Source organism: Streptomyces sp. NPDC060198 (assembly GCF_042728415.1).
Classification (GTDB): domain Bacteria; phylum Actinomycetota; class Actinomycetes; order Streptomycetales; family Streptomycetaceae; genus Streptomyces.
The window spans coordinates 6,286-23,119 of the sequence record NZ_JBHWZJ010000087.1; the positions used below are offsets into that span (position 1 = coordinate 6,286).

The 16,834-nt window shown below is 70.2% G+C and carries 14 protein-coding genes and 2 pseudogenes; 8 read left to right on the forward strand and 8 right to left on the reverse strand.

The genetic code is table 11. From position 1 onward, the window contains the following. Positions 1 to 4 precede the first annotated feature (4 nt). Positions 5 to 238: pseudogene (locus tag ACFWEP_RS13920) on the reverse strand (LysE family transporter); the annotation flags it as partial. Positions 239 to 270: 32 nt separating this feature from the next. On the opposite strand from ACFWEP_RS13920, the gene ACFWEP_RS13925 reads away from it, so the two are divergent. Both ACFWEP_RS13925 and ACFWEP_RS13930 read left to right on the forward strand, forming a co-directional pair. Next, entirely contained in the window at positions 271 to 1,848 is a 1,578-nt protein-coding gene (locus tag ACFWEP_RS13925) for a recombinase family protein (protein WP_387369766.1), read from the forward strand. Positions 1,849 to 1,975: 127 nt separating this feature from the next. Continuing rightward, a pseudogene (locus tag ACFWEP_RS13930) lies at positions 1,976 to 2,691 on the forward strand (transposase family protein). A 242-nt stretch (positions 2,692 to 2,933) separates the two neighbouring features. On the opposite strand, the gene leuE reads toward ACFWEP_RS13930, so the two are convergent. Further along, positions 2,934 to 3,614: a leucine efflux protein LeuE gene (gene leuE, locus ACFWEP_RS13935; RefSeq protein ID WP_387369768.1), complete on the reverse strand. Its 681-nt coding sequence runs from the start codon at positions 3,612 to 3,614 to the stop codon at positions 2,934 to 2,936. Between the two features lie 71 nt (positions 3,615 to 3,685). After that, a complete protein-coding gene (locus ACFWEP_RS13940; RefSeq protein ID WP_387369770.1) occupies positions 3,686 to 4,960 on the reverse strand; it encodes a cytochrome P450 in 1,275 nt (424 codons plus the stop codon). Positions 4,961 to 5,471: 511 nt separating this feature from the next. On the opposite strand from ACFWEP_RS13940, the gene ACFWEP_RS13945 reads away from it, so the two are divergent. Continuing rightward, positions 5,472 to 6,341 carry a L,D-transpeptidase family protein gene (locus ACFWEP_RS13945; RefSeq protein WP_387369773.1) on the forward strand — a complete coding sequence of 290 codons (870 nt, stop codon included), beginning with the start codon at positions 5,472 to 5,474 and terminating at the stop codon, positions 6,339 to 6,341. A gap of 239 nt (positions 6,342 to 6,580) precedes the next feature. On the opposite strand, the gene ACFWEP_RS13950 is transcribed toward ACFWEP_RS13945, so the two are convergent. The 5 genes from ACFWEP_RS13950 to ACFWEP_RS13970 form a co-directional block, all read right to left on the reverse strand. Beyond that, complete coding sequence (locus tag ACFWEP_RS13950; protein WP_387369775.1) at positions 6,581 to 7,903, reverse strand: hypothetical protein; 1,323 nt, start codon at positions 7,901 to 7,903, stop codon at positions 6,581 to 6,583. Continuing rightward, positions 7,903 to 8,655 (reverse strand): RNA polymerase sigma factor, encoded by a 753-nt coding sequence (locus tag ACFWEP_RS13955; protein ID WP_387369777.1) that lies wholly within the window; start codon positions 8,653 to 8,655, stop codon positions 7,903 to 7,905. The genes ACFWEP_RS13950 and ACFWEP_RS13955 overlap by 1 nt, the downstream gene beginning before the upstream one ends. Positions 8,656 to 9,174: 519 nt before the next feature. Further along, the gene (locus tag ACFWEP_RS13960) at positions 9,175 to 9,390 is read right to left on the reverse strand and encodes a hypothetical protein (protein WP_387369779.1); all 216 of its coding nucleotides are present in this window, start codon (positions 9,388 to 9,390) and stop codon (positions 9,175 to 9,177) included. A gap of 178 nt (positions 9,391 to 9,568) precedes the next feature. After that, positions 9,569 to 10,237, reverse strand: a complete 669-nt coding sequence (locus tag ACFWEP_RS13965; RefSeq protein ID WP_387369781.1) for a hypothetical protein — start codon at positions 10,235 to 10,237, stop codon at positions 9,569 to 9,571. Positions 10,238 to 10,553: 316 nt separating this feature from the next. After that, positions 10,554 to 12,176: a family 20 glycosylhydrolase gene (locus ACFWEP_RS13970; protein WP_387369783.1), complete on the reverse strand. Its 1,623-nt coding sequence runs from the start codon at positions 12,174 to 12,176 to the stop codon at positions 10,554 to 10,556. 492 nt (positions 12,177 to 12,668) lie between these two features. On the opposite strand from ACFWEP_RS13970, the gene ACFWEP_RS13975 reads away from it, so the two are divergent. The 5 genes from ACFWEP_RS13975 to ACFWEP_RS13995 all read left to right on the forward strand — a co-directional run bounded on the left by ACFWEP_RS13975 (position 12,669) and on the right by ACFWEP_RS13995 (position 16,814). Then, positions 12,669 to 13,259 carry a 2-oxo-4-hydroxy-4-carboxy-5-ureidoimidazoline decarboxylase gene (locus ACFWEP_RS13975; RefSeq protein WP_387369785.1) on the forward strand — a complete coding sequence of 197 codons (591 nt, stop codon included), beginning with the start codon at positions 12,669 to 12,671 and terminating at the stop codon, positions 13,257 to 13,259. Between the two features lie 135 nt (positions 13,260 to 13,394). Next, complete coding sequence (gene sdhC / locus ACFWEP_RS13980) at positions 13,395 to 13,775, forward strand: succinate dehydrogenase, cytochrome b556 subunit (RefSeq protein ID WP_387369787.1); 381 nt, start codon at positions 13,395 to 13,397, stop codon at positions 13,773 to 13,775. Positions 13,776 to 13,780: 5 nt separating this feature from the next. Next, a complete protein-coding gene (locus tag ACFWEP_RS13985; protein WP_327177609.1) occupies positions 13,781 to 14,257 on the forward strand; it encodes a succinate dehydrogenase hydrophobic membrane anchor subunit in 477 nt (158 codons plus the stop codon). A gap of 29 nt (positions 14,258 to 14,286) precedes the next feature. After that, positions 14,287 to 16,047: a succinate dehydrogenase flavoprotein subunit gene (sdhA, locus tag ACFWEP_RS13990; RefSeq protein ID WP_328719772.1), complete on the forward strand. Its 1,761-nt coding sequence runs from the start codon at positions 14,287 to 14,289 to the stop codon at positions 16,045 to 16,047. Beyond that, complete coding sequence (locus ACFWEP_RS13995; RefSeq protein ID WP_387369790.1) at positions 16,047 to 16,814, forward strand: succinate dehydrogenase iron-sulfur subunit; 768 nt, start codon at positions 16,047 to 16,049, stop codon at positions 16,812 to 16,814. The genes sdhA and ACFWEP_RS13995 overlap by 1 nt, the downstream gene beginning before the upstream one ends. Positions 16,815 to 16,834: the final 20 nt, after the last annotated feature.

The following is a 16,834-nucleotide window of genomic DNA, read 5'->3' on the forward strand; positions in this document are numbered from 1 at the left end:
GGACTCAGATGCCGCTGAGCGAGAGCTTCGCGGCGAAGCCGAGGAAGAGCAGGCCGGCCACCGAAGTGGCCGTCGCCGAAAGCCGCTTGCGGCGGCGGAAGGCGGCGGCGAGGCGGGTCCCGCCGAAGATCAGCGCGGAGAGGTAGAGGAAGCTCGCCAGCTGGAGCAGCCCGCCCAGCACCACGAACGAGAGCGCCGGGTAGGCGTAGTCGGGCTCCACGAACTGCACGAAGAACGTTCCAAAGTCCAACCGCTTGTAGGCTCCCGCCCATGACCACCACGAAGACCGCACCCGAGTGGACCGCCGAGGAGCTGGCCGAGCTGGCCGAGCTCCAGGCCAGGAGCCAGGCACTGCCGGAGGACGCGCCCCGAGGACTCCTGTCGGTGCGGCTGTCGATCCTCACGGAGGACACCACCAGCCCAGCGCGGCAGGAACTCGACCTTTGGCGCCACGCGATACGAGAGGGCGTCAAGGTTGTCGGCGTGGCCAGGGACCTCGGAGTGTCCGCAACCAAGAAAGCGCCTTGGGAGCGCAAGGAACTCGGGGACTGGCTCAACAACCGCATTCCAGAGTTTGACATCATCCTGTTCTGGAAGCTGGACCGATTCATCAGACGCATCTCTGACTTGCACGAAGTCATCAAGTGGTGTGAGAAGTTCGGGAAGAACCTGATTTCCCTAAACGACACACTGGACCTGTCATCCCCCATGGCTCAAGCGATGGTGACGTTCGTCGCGGCAGTTGCAGAGATTGAGGCGGCCAACACCAAAACCCGCGTTTCATCCCACTGGGAATACACCAAGCAGCAAGATCAATGGCGTATCGGTAAGCCGTCATTTGGCTACAAGACTGGCAGGGTGCAAGGAAAACTCCGCCTAGTGCAGGACCCTAAGCAGGCGCGGGCGGTGCGTTACATGTATCACGCCGCAATGCGTGGAGTTCCGGCAAACCGGATCGCTAAGGTTTTGGACAGGGCCAAGGTTGCAACCTACAGCAACGGGAAGTGGAACAATCAGCAGGTGCTCAGGACCCTGAGAAATCCTGCCGTCAAGGGAATTCGCACCGAGGGAGGAACGAAGGCGGCCACTTACAGGTCCACCCCGGTACTGGACAAGAAGGGCCAGGAAATCAGGGTCGCGGATCAACCGATCCTGACGGATGAAGAGTTCGAGCAAGTACAAACCGCACTCTCCGTCCGCTCCAAAAACAAGCGCCGTCATGAGAAGAACCGCCGCCCCACCAGGTTCCTTGGCGTCATCAAGCATCAGTGCGGCAGGAACATCACCGAATCAAACAGCTACAGAGATCTTTCTACCGGAGAAGTGAAGGAATACCGATACCTGCGATGCAACGAGTGCCGGAGGCCGGGATTCGTCACGCCGGACCCTGAGCATGTGTACTCGGCCCTGAGTCACGCTGTCTTCGAGGCCCTAGGGGAATTCGAGGTGATCCGCCGCGAGTACGCCCGAGGCGACGAGAACAGGCGCGAGCGGAAGCGACTGGAAGAGTCCATCGCCTACTACATGTCCGGGCTGGAGTCTGGAGGAAGATTCGACAAGTCCGGGTTCATTCGAGAGAAAGCGGAGGGCACACTAGACGCCCTCATGAACGACTTGATGAAGATCGATCCGGATTCCACAAAGGACAGGTGGGTCTACGAGGCCACCGGCATCACCTACAGCCAACACTGGAAGACCGGTGGCGTCGAGGCAATGGAGAAGGACCTATTGAGCGCCGGAATAACTTTTGAACTTGGAAAACGAGACGATGGGGAACTGTTGGGCAAGTTGATCATTCCGCACGACGTCAAGAAGCGACTGATCAGAATGGACGACAGCTGGAGTTAACGATACTGGGCCTTTTCCTGCCTGACGGCGGGGCTGGCGGGTTGGGGCGCCCTGCGCGAGGTGAAAGACGAAGCTCCTGGTAGACGGGTTCACGACCAAGATCACCCGTGCCGACCAGGAGCTTCGCGTGCTTGTTCACCCATCGGCGATCGACCTGTCCAGCGCACACCTTCGTCACCTTGCCCGGTGCCTGGCCGCCCACCGCCGCAAGATCGGCACCCAACGGCGTCGCACCACGCCGAGCCGGCAGGCGCTTCTGGTCCTGGCTCACCTGCGCTGCGGCAACACCTACACTCAGCCGGCCGCCGCGTTCGGCATCGGATCGCGACCGTCTACCGTGACGTCCGCGAGGCGATACACGTCCTGGCCGCACTCGCTCAAAGCCTGGCCGAGGCGATGCGGACCGCACGCCGGCCGGCCTTCGTCATCCCCGACGGGACGCTCCTGCCAATCGACCGGATCGCCGCCGACACCCCGTTCCACTCCGGCAAGCACAGGCGCCACGGCGTGAACGTCCTCAGGGTTGTCCCGCAATCTGCGGTGCCGTAGCTGTCGTCGCGCACCCGCCAGGAATTGCGGGACAACTCTAGTCCTCACCGACCCATTCGGACGGCTCCTGTGGGCTTCGCCCGCGCTCCCCGGCCCCACGCACTACATGACCGCCGCCCGTACCCCCGGCATCGCCGACGCACTCGCCGAAGCCGGACTCAAGTGCTGGGCCTACAAGGCTCACAGGGCGCCGGCGGTTCCATCCGGGTGCCCTTCCGCGGCCGCGGGGATGACGTTACGGATCTCCGATGCGCGGGTCTACGCGGTCACGCCAATATTCGCGTGACCGGGTAACCGGCGGATGGACGCCTTCAGGGCCTCTCCCGACTGCTCACGGCTTCCACAGTGAGTGGCCGCCGCTTCCGCCTGCCCGGAGTGCTGGTGAGGGCAGAGAACGGGGTGACCTTGGCCGGGGCTTGGGGCTCCTTATGGGGCCTCTCCGGCAGCCCGAGGGCACGCAGTGCGTCTTGCTGCTCCTGGACGCTCATACGGGCGAACAGGGCTGCCGTGTCGTCAAGGTGAGACACGCCAGCCCCCTACGCGCTCGCCAGAGACAGCTTGGCGGCGAACCCCAGGAAGAGCACCCCGGCGGCCGTGGTGGCTCCGGCGCTGAGCGTCTTCCGCCGACGGAACATGGCAGCCAGGCGAGACCCGCCGAAGATGAGCGCAGACAGGTACAACCCGCTTGCCAGCTGGAGGAGTACGCCCAGAGTCACGAACCCGACGACCGGGTTGGACTTTGACACGAACTGCACGAAGAAGGAGATCAGGAAGAGGATGGCCTTCGGGTTGAAGATGCTGACCACCAGGGCCCGGCGGTAGGGCCGCTCGCGTACCCCGGCATCCGCCCCGGCGGCCCCCGGCTCCCCGGCGGCCAGGGTGTCCTCGGTGAGTTCGGCGACCCGCCGGGTGCGTTCCCGCCACAGCTCCCGGGCGGCACGGAGCATCCCGAACGCCAGCCAGGTGAGGTAGCCGGCACCCGCGTACTTGACCACCGCGAAGAGCAGCGGGGTCGTCTGGAGCAGGGAGGCGGCGCCGAGGGCGGACAAGGTCATCAGGACCGTGTCACCGGTCCAGACTCCGGCCGCCGCGACGTATCCGGTCCGTACGCCGCGCCGCGCGGCGACGGAGAGCACGTAGAGCGAGTTCGGTCCCGGCAGCAGAACGATGAGGACGAGGCCGACGAGGTAGGTCGGCAGATCAGTGACACCCAGCATGGGACGGAGTTTCGCACGCGTGATCCGGGTTCCGTCCAGGCCGGGGGCCGGCAATGGACGGTCCGGCAGGATCACAGCCGGACCGGAAGCGCCTTCAGATGCCAGTTGACGGGGTTGGTGCCGCGTTGCAGGAGCTCCGGACCGGTGGCGAGGCGCAGCCCGGGGAAGCTGCCGAGCAGGGCGGTCAGGGCGACGGCGGTCTCCTCCTGGGCCAGGTTCGCGCCCAGGCAGCGGTGGGCGCCGTGGCCGAATCCGATGTGGTGTTCCCTGCTTCGGCGGGTGCGGCCGATGTCCAGTCGGCCCGGGTCGGTGAAGGCGGCCGGGTCGCGGTTGGCGGCGGACACGATGGGCAGGACGGCCTCCCCGGCGCACACCGGGGTGGTACCGACGGCGGTGTCGCGGAGCGCGTAGCGGGGCAGCGCGCGCACGACGGGTCCGCAGTAACGCATGAGCTCGTCGACGGCGTGCGGCATCAGGGAGGGGTCCGCGCGCAGCAGGGCGAGCTGACCGGGGTGGGCCAGGAGCGCCTCGGTGCCGTTGGCGATGAGGTTGACGGTGGTGATGTGCCCGGCGACGACGAGATTGACGACGAGCGCGACGAGTTCCTCGGTGCTCAGCCGTTCGCGGCACCCGGGAGCGAGGAGTTCGGAGACGAGGTCGGATCCGGGACGGCGGGTGTGGTGCTCCACGAGGGCGTGGGCGTCGGCGACCATGCCGGCGAGCGCGTTTCCCAGTTCGTCGCCGCAGACCCCGGCGGTGAGTGTGGCGCTGCGGGCCCGCCAGCGGTCGCGGTCGGCCTCGGGCACGGCGATGAGCTCGCAGATGACGGTGATGGGCAGGGGCCGGGCGAAGTGCTCCACCAGATCCACCACACCGTCCTCGGCGTGCTCGGGCAGCCGGTCGGTCAGGTGGCGGGCGACGGCTTCGATCCTCGGCCTCAGCGCGGCCACCCGCACGGGTGAGAACGCGGCCGTCACCAGGCCGCGCAGTCGCCGGTGGTCGGGGCCGTCGGCGTCGAAGATCCCTGCGCGGAGGTACTTCTCGTGGTCCGGGCGCATGCCGCGCGCCTGCCAGGTCTGCTCCGTGCGGTGGGCCACCGGAGCGCCGGGCACGGCGGTGGCGTCCACCGTGAAACGGGGATCTCCCATGATCGTACGAATGTCGTCGAACCGGGTCGCCACCCACATCGGGTCGACTCCGGGGACGCGTCCGCGCACCATCCGCCGACGCGCGTCGTGGTCGGGGGCGTAGGCGGTGAACGGATCGCGGACCAACTCCCGGTCCGTGAGGTCGATGGGTTCGTCGGTGGGTCCGGTGACGCCCGCTTCCGGGTCCGGTACGGCCATGTCAGCTGCTCCCGCGGGTTCGTGTCCGGTGGGGGGGAACGCCCGGCGGTTCGGATCCGGAACCTCCCCCGGCATCGTCCACCCGGGCCGACCGGCACGGCCGGGGCCGGAGTCCAATCCACCCGGACGAGCGCAATCGCGGTGGGGCGGGGCGCCCCCGTCACCGTCCCGGGACGTTCGGCAACCGCGCAGGGCGGGAACGCGTCCCCAGTGACACGGAACGCGCGGCATTGCGGGCCGCGGGGACCTCACGGGCCACGGGGAGGCCGAAGTGAGACGCACACGAGCCACACGTTCACCCTCGACGACGATTCCGCGAGGGAATCCGTCGTCGACTCCGCCATCCGCCCCGGCGTCGACCCCGGCCCGGGCATCGGCGTCCGGTCCGGCAGCCGCGTCCGGCCGGGCAACGGCATCCGGTCCGAGGTCGGCCCCGGCCGGGACAGCGGCATCCGCTTCGGCCTCGCTCCCCGCCGCCGGACGGGGCCGGTCGTCCGCGCGGAGACGGGCCGTGACCGCCGCCGTCCTGCTCGTCGGTGCGGTTCTGGCGACGGGGTGCGAACCGGTGGAGGTGACCGGCGGGGCGAGCGCGCCGCCCGTACCCGTACCTGCCGCACCGTCTTCCACCAAAGCGTCCGCCACGCCCACTCTGTCGGCGACGCCCTCGCCGTCCCGGCCCTCGGACGACAAGCCGGCCGCTCCGGCGACGAGTTCGGGCGCCCCGGCGGCTCCGGCGCCCTCACCGTCCGCCTCGGCCCTGATGGCGACAGGCTCGCAGGGGGCGCGGGTGCGCGAACTCCAGGCCCGGCTGCGGCAGGCCGGGCACTTCGCCCGCAACCCCACCGGCTACTACGGGACGCTCACCTCCCGGGCGGTGGAGGACTTCCAGCGCGAGCTCGGCCTCCGGGTGACGGGCCGCACGGACTCCGTCACCTGGCAGCGGCTGCTGGCCGCCACGCGCACGCCCACGGCATCCGAGCTCGACCCGCCGACCGAACTCCCGGTGGCGGCCCCGGACCCGAGGTGCCTGAAGGGACGGGTGCTCTGCGTCAGCAAGGAGAGCCGGACCCTGGCGTGGATGATCGACGGCCGGGTGGTCTCGGTGATGGACGTGCGGTTCGGCTCGGAGTACACGCCGACCCGCGAGGGCGTCTTCTCCGTCTACTGGAAGTCGCGCCACCACGTCTCGACGCTGTACGGCTCGGCCATGCCGTACGCGATGTTCTTCAGCGGCGGCCAAGCGGTGCACTACTCGGCCGACTTCGCCGCGCGCGGTTACACCGGCGCGTCCCACGGCTGCGTCAACGTCCGCGACGAGAAGAAGATCTCCGCGCTCTACGAGCAGGTGAGGAACGGCGACAAGGTCGTGATCTACCACTGAGGCGCGGCTCGACCCGCGGAGCAGGGAGAAGGGGCGCGGACGGGACCGGGGGAACGTGTCCCGCCCGCGCCGATGCGCGGAGCCGAAGGTACGGGGGGAACCCCGGCTCGATGCGCCGCCGATGACCAGTCGGCTCACTTCCTACTGCGTCACCGGTCCGGAAAACGTCACAGCTGCCGCCCGGATGTGACCGGCCCCACAGCGGCGGCCCGGATCGGGGGCGGCCGGAGCGCGCCCCGCTATCCGTAGGAGCCGCGGCCCCCGCCGTGTCCGGCCCGCCCGGCCGGCGCGCTCTCCGCGCCCGACCCGCCCGCCCCGAAAGCGGCTGCGGGTACCGGGGTGGCCGGTCCGGGGCCCGCCGCCCACACCGCGGCGGACGCACCGGGCGCGCCCGCGGACGGCGTGACAGGCGGGGCGGCGCTCAGGTCCGTCGCCTTCGCGGACTTCTCGGTGGACGTCGCACTGCTCCTCGCGGGAGCCAAAGCCGCCATGGTGGCGGGGCCGTCCGCAGCGGTCCTCCGAAGTGGGAAGGAGGAGGACTGGCCCTGCTGGTAGGTGTCCGGGTCCCACTCGTCGCTGTCGCCACCGGTGCGGTCGGAGCCGTCGCCCGCGCCGTTCCGGTCCGGCCCGTCCGATCCGTCTCCCGTGCCGGAACCCTTGGGCGAGGAGCCCGTGACGGTGGCGCAGTAGGCCGGAATGTTCGCTTCGCCCCGCGCCAGTCGGGCGAGGCGGAGCTTCTCCCGGTCGTCCAAGTGCCCGTCCCGGTAGTCGTGGCAGTCCTCCACGGCTGCGGCGTACCCGTCGGAGTCGCTACCGCCGGAGCCGCCCGGGCCGCCGAACGTGCCCCGGTCCACGGTCCCGTCCCCGTAACCGCCCGCCCGGCTGCCGGGGGCGCCGGTGCCGTCCCGGCCGTCCGGGCCGCCGGTGCCCGGGGTGGCGTTCGCGCCGCCCGCCGCCCCGGAGGTTCCGCCGGCGCTTGCGCCGGGGGCGTCGCCGGTGCCGTCCGGAGTGCCGGCGGGCGCGCTTGTACCGGGGGTGTCCGGGGCGGCGCCGTCCGTCGACGCGGCCACCGAGACGGAGGTCGTCGGACCGTGCTCCGAGCCGCCGAACGCCCCGGTCAGCGCACCCGTACCGGCCGCCACGGCGACGCCGCCGAGCGCGCAGCCCGCGAGTGAGGCCGCCAGGCCGATGCGCACCGGGCGCCCGAAGCGGGGGCGCTCCCGGCGGCCGGACGAGGAGGGCGGTGTGCCGATCCGCACCGGGTCGAGCGTGCCCGCGTCCGGGGCGGTACCGGCTTCCGCGGCGGGGCCCACGGGCCGCCGGTGACGCCCGGTGCCGGATGCCCCGCGAGCCGGGCCGACCTGCCGGAAAGCCGCCACCGCGGCTTCCTCGCCCGCGAGTTCACGTTCGGACGGTGTTCCCGACCGGGCGGCCGCGCCGAGCGTCTCAAAGAGGCTCCGTGCGGCGGAACGCGCCTGAGCCCCGGGAGGCGCGACCGGTTCGCCGCGGAGCAGTCTCTCCGCCGCGTCCCTGTCGAGCCACTCGTCCTGCTCGTCGGCCATCACATGTCCTTCTGCGTCCACGGACGCGAATGCGTCACTCCGGGAACCACTCCCGCGGGCGCCGCCACACCACTCCGTCCCACGCGTTGCGCGGGTACGGCACCGAGCTCCGGCCCGGGCCCGTCCCGGACCCCCGCACCGTGCTCCGCCCCGTCGTTTCGCGGCCCCTGAGCGACCGTACCGGCCCATTCCGCTTCCCGGGGCTCCCCCGCCAGCATGTCCGCGAGCCGCTTCAACCCGCGGTGCGCGGCCGTGCGTACGGCACCGGGCCGCTTCCCCAGCGTCTGCGCGGCGCTCTTCGCGTCGAGGCCGACGACGACCCGCAGCACCACCGCTTCGGCCTGGTCCTGCGGAAGCCGGGCGATAAGCGCCATGGCCCGGCCGGTGTCGATGGCCTCCAAGGCCTCGCCCTCGGTGTCCGATTCGGCCGGACGCCCCGTCAGCTCCGTCTCGTCACCGCCGATCGCGGGCCTCCGGCCACGCATCCGCAGATGATCGAGGGAACGGTTGCGCGCGATCCGGGCAGCCCATCCCCGGAAGCGGTCGGCGTCACCGCTGAACCGGTCCAGGTCGCGGGCTATCTGGAACCACGTCTCGGAGGCCACGTCCTCCGCGTCCGCGTCCCCCACCAGCGTTCGTATGTACCCCAACAGCCTCGGCTGCACAGCGCGGTACACAACGCGGAAGCCTTCCTCGCTCCCGCCCTGCGCCGCGAGCACCGCGGCGGTCAGCTCCGCGTCGTCCCCCAGCACCCCTCAACCGCCCTGATGTCCCGAATCGCGGCTGGTCACCGCCGCTGCGCCACCCTGCGCGATCAGCACGCTACGTGCTGGGCGGGTGTCGCGTCCATGGCTTGTACAAGTCGCAACAAACCGTCGGCACCTGGCGGTGTGACAGAAAACGCGGTCGCGGCGCTGAGTGGAGTACGGGGCCGCTCTGCGGCTTCGCGGAAGACGGCCGGGGCCTCTCCTGTGGGGGGTGGCGGCCCCGGTCGTCTATCTGTCAGGACCTGCTCGGACGTGTGGGTTCGCGATCGAAACCCTGTCTGCGGCCGACCGGAGTGGCCCGCACGTCACCTACCTCCGCCCGGCCCGCCGAGCCCGATGCGCCGGGTGAGTGCGCGGTGGCGGAGCACGGGAGGAAGTCCGGGTCCGACTGATCGTCTTCGCATTCACGATCGGCGAGGCGGTCAAGGATCTGGCGGCGATCCGGGCCGACCCGCGAGAACAGGGTGGTGCGGGGCCGGTAGCGGCGCACCACCCGGCCGCTCGTCAGAGTGGCAGCTCGCGCTTCTTCCGACGCCGCCTCTCACCCAAGGCGGTCAGGGTGAAGATCCCTGCGACGACGACGGCGAACAGCAGGGACCCCAGAGCGTCGCCGGTGGCCAGAACCTCCACGAGACCGAAGAGCACTCCGATGATCAGTCCCGTGAAGACCGGATGCCTGGACGCCCACCTGCGTGTGTGGACACGGGGGTCGGAGATCACTCTTCTTCCCTCTCCTCAGTGAAAGTCGGGACTGCGGTAAGAGCAGCTGCGGCTCCTCGCCACCATGTACGGACACCTCGGGTGCCGGCCCCCGCACCTCGGTGGTTCTTCCGCCCTGCCGGTGCCGGCGATCCCGCCACTCCCGGCCGGGCCGGCACGCCCACACCGCCCACAACCCTCACGCCTGGTTGCGCGCCCGGCGGGACATGACCGCGCGCAGCACCCGGCGGCCCTCGGTCGAGTGGTCGAGCGCCCGCCGCAGCCCCGCGCCGCTGCCGGGTGAGCCGGCGGTCTCGGCGAGGATCTCCAGCAGCTCGCGCTGGCGGCGCAGTTCGCCCGTGACGAGCGGGCCCGCGTCGGCCTCGGCCCCGGCGGAGCCGATCCTCAGCAGCTCCAGCGCTTCCCGTTCGCCACCCTCCGGCACCCCCGGCGGGCTCGCGGGGTCCGCCGCCGGGGTGACCGCGTCCGGTGCGGGCGGCTGGTCGGCGCGGCGGTGGATCTCCAGGGAGAGCAGGGAGCAGGTGTCGGCCCACGCGCGCAGGGGTCCCGCCTCGAAGGTCTCCGGGGCGGCGTCCAGTACCGCGCGGATGCGCGCGAGCGGCTCGTCGGGCGCCTCGGCGCGTGCTGGACCGGCACCCGCCGGTCCGTCCAGGGCCGCGACGGTCTCGCGCGCGGCGGCGAGGCGGGCGGCCCAGGCGGTGCCGTCCTCGCAGCTCGCCCAGAGCGGGCGCAGCGGTTCCGTGCCCTCACCCTCCGGGGCCGGGGGCAGACAGCGGTCGAGGCAGGCGAGGCCGCTCGCGGCCAGTGCACGCGCGTCGGCGCGGGCGATGAGATCCCACAGGTTCATGACGTACCCCCTCGGTCTTCTTTGTCGCGTACAGCGCCGTGTGGCGCGAATACGTCACCGCACGCCGGCAGGAAACGCCCGCCAGGACGCCGCCGGAGCGCCCCACCAGCCCCAACAATCCCAGAAAGTAGGAAAAATGACGCTGGTTCGGCGCGAATTTGATGGAGGAAACCTGGAGGAAACCGGGAGGACTCGGGGTGGCCGACCCCCGCCCCGGCTGTCGGATGGCTTGATTCCGCTTGCCCTCTCGGCTCACGCGCCCCGCGGACGGCCTCCTCCGGCTCTCCGGCCGGCCCGGGGCCCCCGCCCGTCGTCCTCATCCCCGCCCGTCGATCTCCGAGGCCAGCGCGGTGAAAGCCGTCCAGCTCAGCGCCGGCTTCCCCGGCACCCAGAGCTTCTGGGCCGTGGCCGCGAGCGGCAGCCGGATGCCCTCGGCGACCTGCGCCTGTGTCTGAGCGTTCGGGAAGTCGCCCCAGACGGCGAACCGGCCGCCCAGGATCTGGTCGGAGTACTTCGCCGGGACCGGCCGGGTGCCGCGCAGCACGAGCGGGGTCCACTGTTCGTAGATCCGCTTGCCGGTCGGGTAGACGAAGGTGTTCGGCTGGCCGAGCACGTAGTAGAGGAACTCGTCGTTGAGGTTCACCACCGGGCGCCCCTCGCTCAGGTACGCCTCGGGTTCGCGGGCGCCGATCTCCTTGCCCGTCCAGTACTCGATCTCGATCCGCTTGTCCGCCTGCACGGTGCCGCCGCTGAAGAGGCCGTCGTTCCACGCCTTCGCGGTCATCCCCGCCGGGCGGACGACGGCGGCGCGGTCGTTGAGCCAGCCGGTGGCGAGGTCCTCGATGGTGGCTCCGTCGCCGTACTTCCGCCGCGCGGCGGCGAGGAGCTGCGGGTACGAGGCGCCGGGGTCCGGGACCGTGAGCGCCTGGTACTCGTCGGCGCCCAGGTGCCAGAACTTCCCCCCGAAGAGGCCGGTGAACTCGTCGAGCAGTTCGTCGATCAGCTTCGCCGACCCCGGTTTCGAGATGTCGAGGGACCCCTTGGACGCCGCCCCCGAGACGCTGCGGAGCTGGAGGTCGGGGTGGGCCCGCAGGACGGCGCCGAGGTGTCCGGGCGAGTCGATCTCGGGGATCACCTCGATGTGCAGGCTCTTCGCCAGCGCCAGGATCTGCTTCACCTGGGCCTGGCTCAGGTGGTCCGGGGAGACCACCTCGGGGTGCGACCGGGACTCGATGCGGAACGCCTGGTCGTCGGAGAAGTGCAGCCCGAGCTGGTTCATCTTGAGGTCCGCCAGGTCGCGGAGCCGGTCCTCGATCCAGTCGACGCTGTACGGCTTGCGCGCGATGTCCAGGTTGAGGCCCCGCTGCGGGCGGTCGGGGCGGTCGTTGACGACTCCCTCGGGAAAGGTGCCGTCCGCCTCGACCGACTGCTTGAGGGTGCGGGTGCCCCAGAAGACGCCGGCCTCGTCGGGCCCGCTGATGGTCACCCGGCCGTCCCGCACGGTGAGCCGGTACGACTCGGCGCCGGTCTTCGCTCCCTCGTCCAGGGAGAGTTCGACATCACCCGTACGGGGGGCAGCCTCGCCCCGGTAGTGCAGTTCGAGTTCCCCGGCGAGCAGCCGGGCCTCGTCGGCGAGGGCGCCGCTGCCGTCCGCGACGACCACCCCGCCGGAGGAAGAGGGCTTCCAGCCGGGGCCGCGCGCGGCGGTGTGCTCGCGTACGGCGGGGATGGTGCGGGGCGCCTCGGACAGGGGGTAGCTGCGGGTGGGCGACGGGGAAGCGGATATGGCGGGCGGCGACGACGCGGCGTCCCCGGTGGGCTCGGAGCCGCCGCCGTCGCCCGAACCGCAGGAGACGAGGGCGAGCGTGGCGGCGGTGGTGAGGGCGGCTCCGGCGACGAGGGCACCGCGTGAGGGGGACGTGCCGCGTGAGGGGGACATGGGGGTGGAACCTCCGGGGCGTGGGGGGCGTGGAGGGCGGGACGTGAGGGAGATGCGCACGCCGCAGAGATACGCGCGCCGGGGGCACGGAGAGGGGCCTCCGGGCCTCACTTAGCCCGATCGAGGGAAGCAACGACGGTCGCGATGTCAGTCAAACGTTCCGAAACTCTCTCGTTCGAGTGGTTTTCTGGGTTCCGCCGGACGGGTGTCGTCTGGTCTCGCTACGGTTGCGGCACATACGTCACTCCCTTCACTTTCGTCCCCCCGTGCGACCTCGCTGCCTTCCCGACCCCTCTCCGGGTCCTTGATGTTCATTCGTCCGAGGAGTTCACGCTGTCCAGGTCCAGCGAGCCCACCACCGGTCCGCCGGAGCAGGTGCGGCAGACCGGCCGGACGGGCCGTGCCGTCCGCGACCGTGTCCCCGCGCCCGCCCCACCACACCGTGCCCCGGCGGACCCCGCCTGCCCGGCCCCCGCCACGACGGGCCCGACCGTGACGGCCGGTACGACCGGCCCGACGGGCCCCGCCGGCCCGCCGGACCCCCGGCTCGCGGGACTCGCCCGGTTCAACGCCGCCCCGTTCCTGGTGGCGGAGGCCGCCCTGCTGGAGTGCTGCGGAAGTACCCGCTGGGCGCACCGCATGGCCTCGTACCGCCCGTATCCCGATCTGGACTCCATGCTCGCCGCCTCGGACGAGGCGGGTTACGACCTGTCTCCCACGGATGTCGCCGAGGCGCTCGCCGGAGAGGCGGCCCTCTCGCTGCACGAGGACGCGCCCCACGCGGCGCGTCTCGCGCTGCACGCGGCACACGCGGCGTACGTGACCAAGTTCGGGCACGCCTTCGTGATCTGCCTGGACGGCCACCGGCCCTCCCACCACGTGGACCAGGTACTCGCCGGCATCAGGGCCAGGCTGGCCCACGACGAGGACGAGGAGCGCTCGCTCACCGCGGAGGAGATGCGGCGGCTCGCCCGGGAACGCATCATCGAGCTGGTGACGGCGCCCTCCCCGGGCGCGGCACCGGACACGGGTGCGGGCGTGGAATCCCCTAGCCCGTCCGTGGCTGATCGATTGCCTCTTTGATCACAGCGAGGGCCCCGGCGCGAACGAACCGACAAAGCGTCGCTACCATGGCCGGGGCCGGTGGACCGTACCCGGCCGGGTCAGACCGACAGTCAAGCCGGCCGACCCCAATCCCCGCTCCCGGAGGGTTCTTCCGTGCCGGCTGGAACGCTGTACCGCGGCCGGGAAGGCATGTGGTCCTGGGTGGCTCATCGAGTCACCGGTGTCCTCATTTTCTTCTTCCTGTTCGTACACGTCCTGGACACCGCTCTCGTCCGTGTCTCCCCCGAGGCGTACGACGACGTCGTGGCCACCTACAAGACCCCGATCGTCGCGCTCCTCGAGTACGGCCTGGTCGCCGCCATCCTGTTCCACGCGCTGAACGGTCTGCGGATCGTCGCCGTGGACTTCTGGTCCAAGGGACCGCGCTTCCAGAAGCAGATGCTCTGGACCGTGCTGGGCATCTGGATCGTGCTGATGGTCGGGGCCCTGTACCCCGTCCTCGGTCACGCCGTACGTGAAATCTTCGGGAGCTGAGGCCCATGTCGACCGAGACCTCCTCCGCGATCGGTGACGTCGAAGGCGTGAGCCTGTACGACGTCGACCACCCGGCTCCGGTGATCGAGCCCCCGCGCAAGCGGACCGGCAAGACGCCGAAGTCGACGCGCGGCAACTTCGAGATGTACGCCTGGCTCTTCATGCGCCTGTCGGGCATCGTGCTGGTCGTCCTCGTCATCGGCCACCTGCTGATCCAGCTGGTGCTCGACGGCGGCGTCTCCAAGATCGGTTTCGCCTTCGTGGCGGGCCGGTGGGCCTCGCCGTTCTGGCAGGTCTGGGACCTGGCGATGCTCTGGCTGGCCATGCTCCACGGCTCCAACGGCCTCCGTACGGTCATCAATGACTACGCCGAACGGGCGAACACCCGCTTCTGGCTCAAGATGCTCCTGTACACCGCCACGGTCTTCACCGTCCTGCTGGGCACGCTGGTGATCTTCACCTTCGACCCGAACATCCGCTAGGCGCCGGGCCAGAGGGACCAGAGGAAATCATGCAGATCCACAAGTACGACACCGTCATCGTCGGTGCCGGCGGCGCCGGTATGCGCGCGGCCATCGAGTCCACGAAGCGCAGCCGCACCGCCGTGCTGACGAAGCTCTACCCCACCCGCTCCCACACGGGCGCGGCGCAGGGCGGCATGGCCGCCGCGCTGGCGAACGTGGAGGAGGACAACTGGGAGTGGCACACCTTCGACACGATCAAGGGCGGCGACTACCTGGTCGACCAGGACGCCGCCGAGATCCTCGCGAAGGAGGCCATCGACGCCGTCCTCGACCTGGAGAAGATGGGCCTGCCGTTCAACCGCACGCCCGAGGGCCGTATCGACCAGCGCCGCTTCGGCGGGCACACCCGCAGCCACGGTGAGGCCCCCGTCCGCCGGTCCTGCTACGCCTCGGACCGCACGGGCCACATGATCCTCCAGACGCTGTACCAGAACTGCGTCAAGGAGGGTGTGGAGTTCTTCAACGAGTTCTACGTCCTGGACCTCCTGCTCCAGGAGGACCCCGAGACCGGCGTGAAGAAGTCCGCCGGTGTGGTCGCGTACGAGCTCTCCACGGGCGAGATCCACGTCTTCCAGGCGAAGGCGATCATCTTCGCCTCCGGCGGCACCGGCAAGTTCTTCAAGGTGACGTCGAACGCGCACACCCTGACCGGTGACGGTCAGGCCGCCGCGTGGCGTCGCGGGCTGCCGCTGGAGGACATGGAGTTCTTCCAGTTCCACCCGACGGGCATCTGGCGCATGGGCATCCTGCTGACGGAGGGCGCCCGCGGTGAGGGCGGCATCCTCCGCAACAAGGACGGCGAGCGCTTCATGGAGAAGTACGCGCCGGTCATGAAGGACCTCGCGTCCCGTGACGTCGTGTCCCGCTCCATCTACACGGAGATCCGTGAGGGCCGCGGCTGCGGTCCCGAGGGCGACCACGTCTACCTCGACCTCACGCACCTCCCGCCGGAGCAGCTGGACGCGAAGCTCCCGGACATCACGGAGTTCGCGCGTACGTACCTCGGCATCGAGCCCTACACGGACCCGATCCCGATCCAGCCGACCGCGCACTACGCCATGGGCGGCATCCCGACCAACGTCATGGGCGAGGTGCTCTCGGACAACACGACCGTCGTCCCGGGCCTCTACGCCGCCGGCGAGGTCGCCTGCGTGTCCGTGCACGGTGCCAACCGTCTGGGTACCAACTCGCTGCTCGACATCAACGTCTTCGGACGCCGGTCGGGCATCGCCGCCGCCGAGTACTCCGCGGAGAACGACTTCGTCGAGCTTCCCGAGAACCCGGCACAGATGGTCGTGGACCAGGTCGAGCGCCTGCGGAACTCCACGGGCACCGAGCGGGTCCACGCGATCCGCCTGGAGCTCCAGGAGTGCATGGACGCCAACGTGATGGTGTTCCGCACCGAGCAGACGATCAAGACGGCGGTCGACAAGATCGCCGAGCTGCGCAAGCGCTACCGAGACGTGTCCATCCAGGACAAGGGCAAGCGGTTCAACACGGACCTGCTGGAGGCCGTCGAGCTGGGCAACCTGCTCGAACTGGCCGAGGTCATGGCGACCTCCGCGCTGGCCCGCAAGGAGTCCCGCGGCGGTCACTACCGCGAGGACTTCCCGAACCGCGACGACGTCAACTTCATGCGCCACACCATGGCGTACCGCGAGGTCGCGGCCGACGGCACCGAGTCGATCCGGCTCGACTACAAGCCGGTCGTCCAGACCCGCTACCAGCCGATGGAGCGTAAGTACTGATGGCTACCCCGACCCTGGAGAAGACGAGCGCCCCCGAGCCGGGCTTCGCCGACACCCCGTACATCACCGCCACGATCCGGATCCGCCGCTTCAACTCGGAGGTCTCCGAGGAAGCGGTCTGGCAGGACTTCCAGATCGAGATCGACCCGAAGGAGCGTGTGCTCGACGCCCTTCACAAGATCAAGTGGGAGCAGGACGGCACGCTGACGTTCCGCCGTTCCTGCGCGCACGGCATCTGCGGCTCCGACGCGATGCGGATCAACGGCAAGAACAGGCTCGCCTGCAAGACGCTGATCAAGGACATCAACCCGGAGAAGCCGATCACGGTCGAGGCCATCAAGGGCCTCACGGTCCTCAAGGACCTCGTGGTCGACATGGACCCGTTCTTCCAGGCGTACCGCGACGTCATGCCGTTCCTGGTCACCAAGGGGAACGAGCCGACCCGCGAGCGCCTGCAGTCCGCCGAGGACCGCGAGCGCTTCGACGACACCACCAAGTGCATCCTGTGCGCCGCGTGCACGTCCTCGTGCCCGGTGTTCTGGAACGACGGCCAGTACTTCGGCCCGGCGGCGATCGTCAACGCGCACCGCTTCATCTTCGACTCGCGCGACGAGGCCGGTGAGCAGCGGCTGGAGATCCTCAACGACCGTGACGGCGTGTGGCGTTGCCGCACGACGTTCAACTGCACGGACGCCTGCCCGCGTGGCATCGAGGTCACCAAGGCCATCCAGGAAGTGAAGCGCGCGCTGATCACGCGTCGCTTCTGACCCGGAAGTCCCGACGGGAG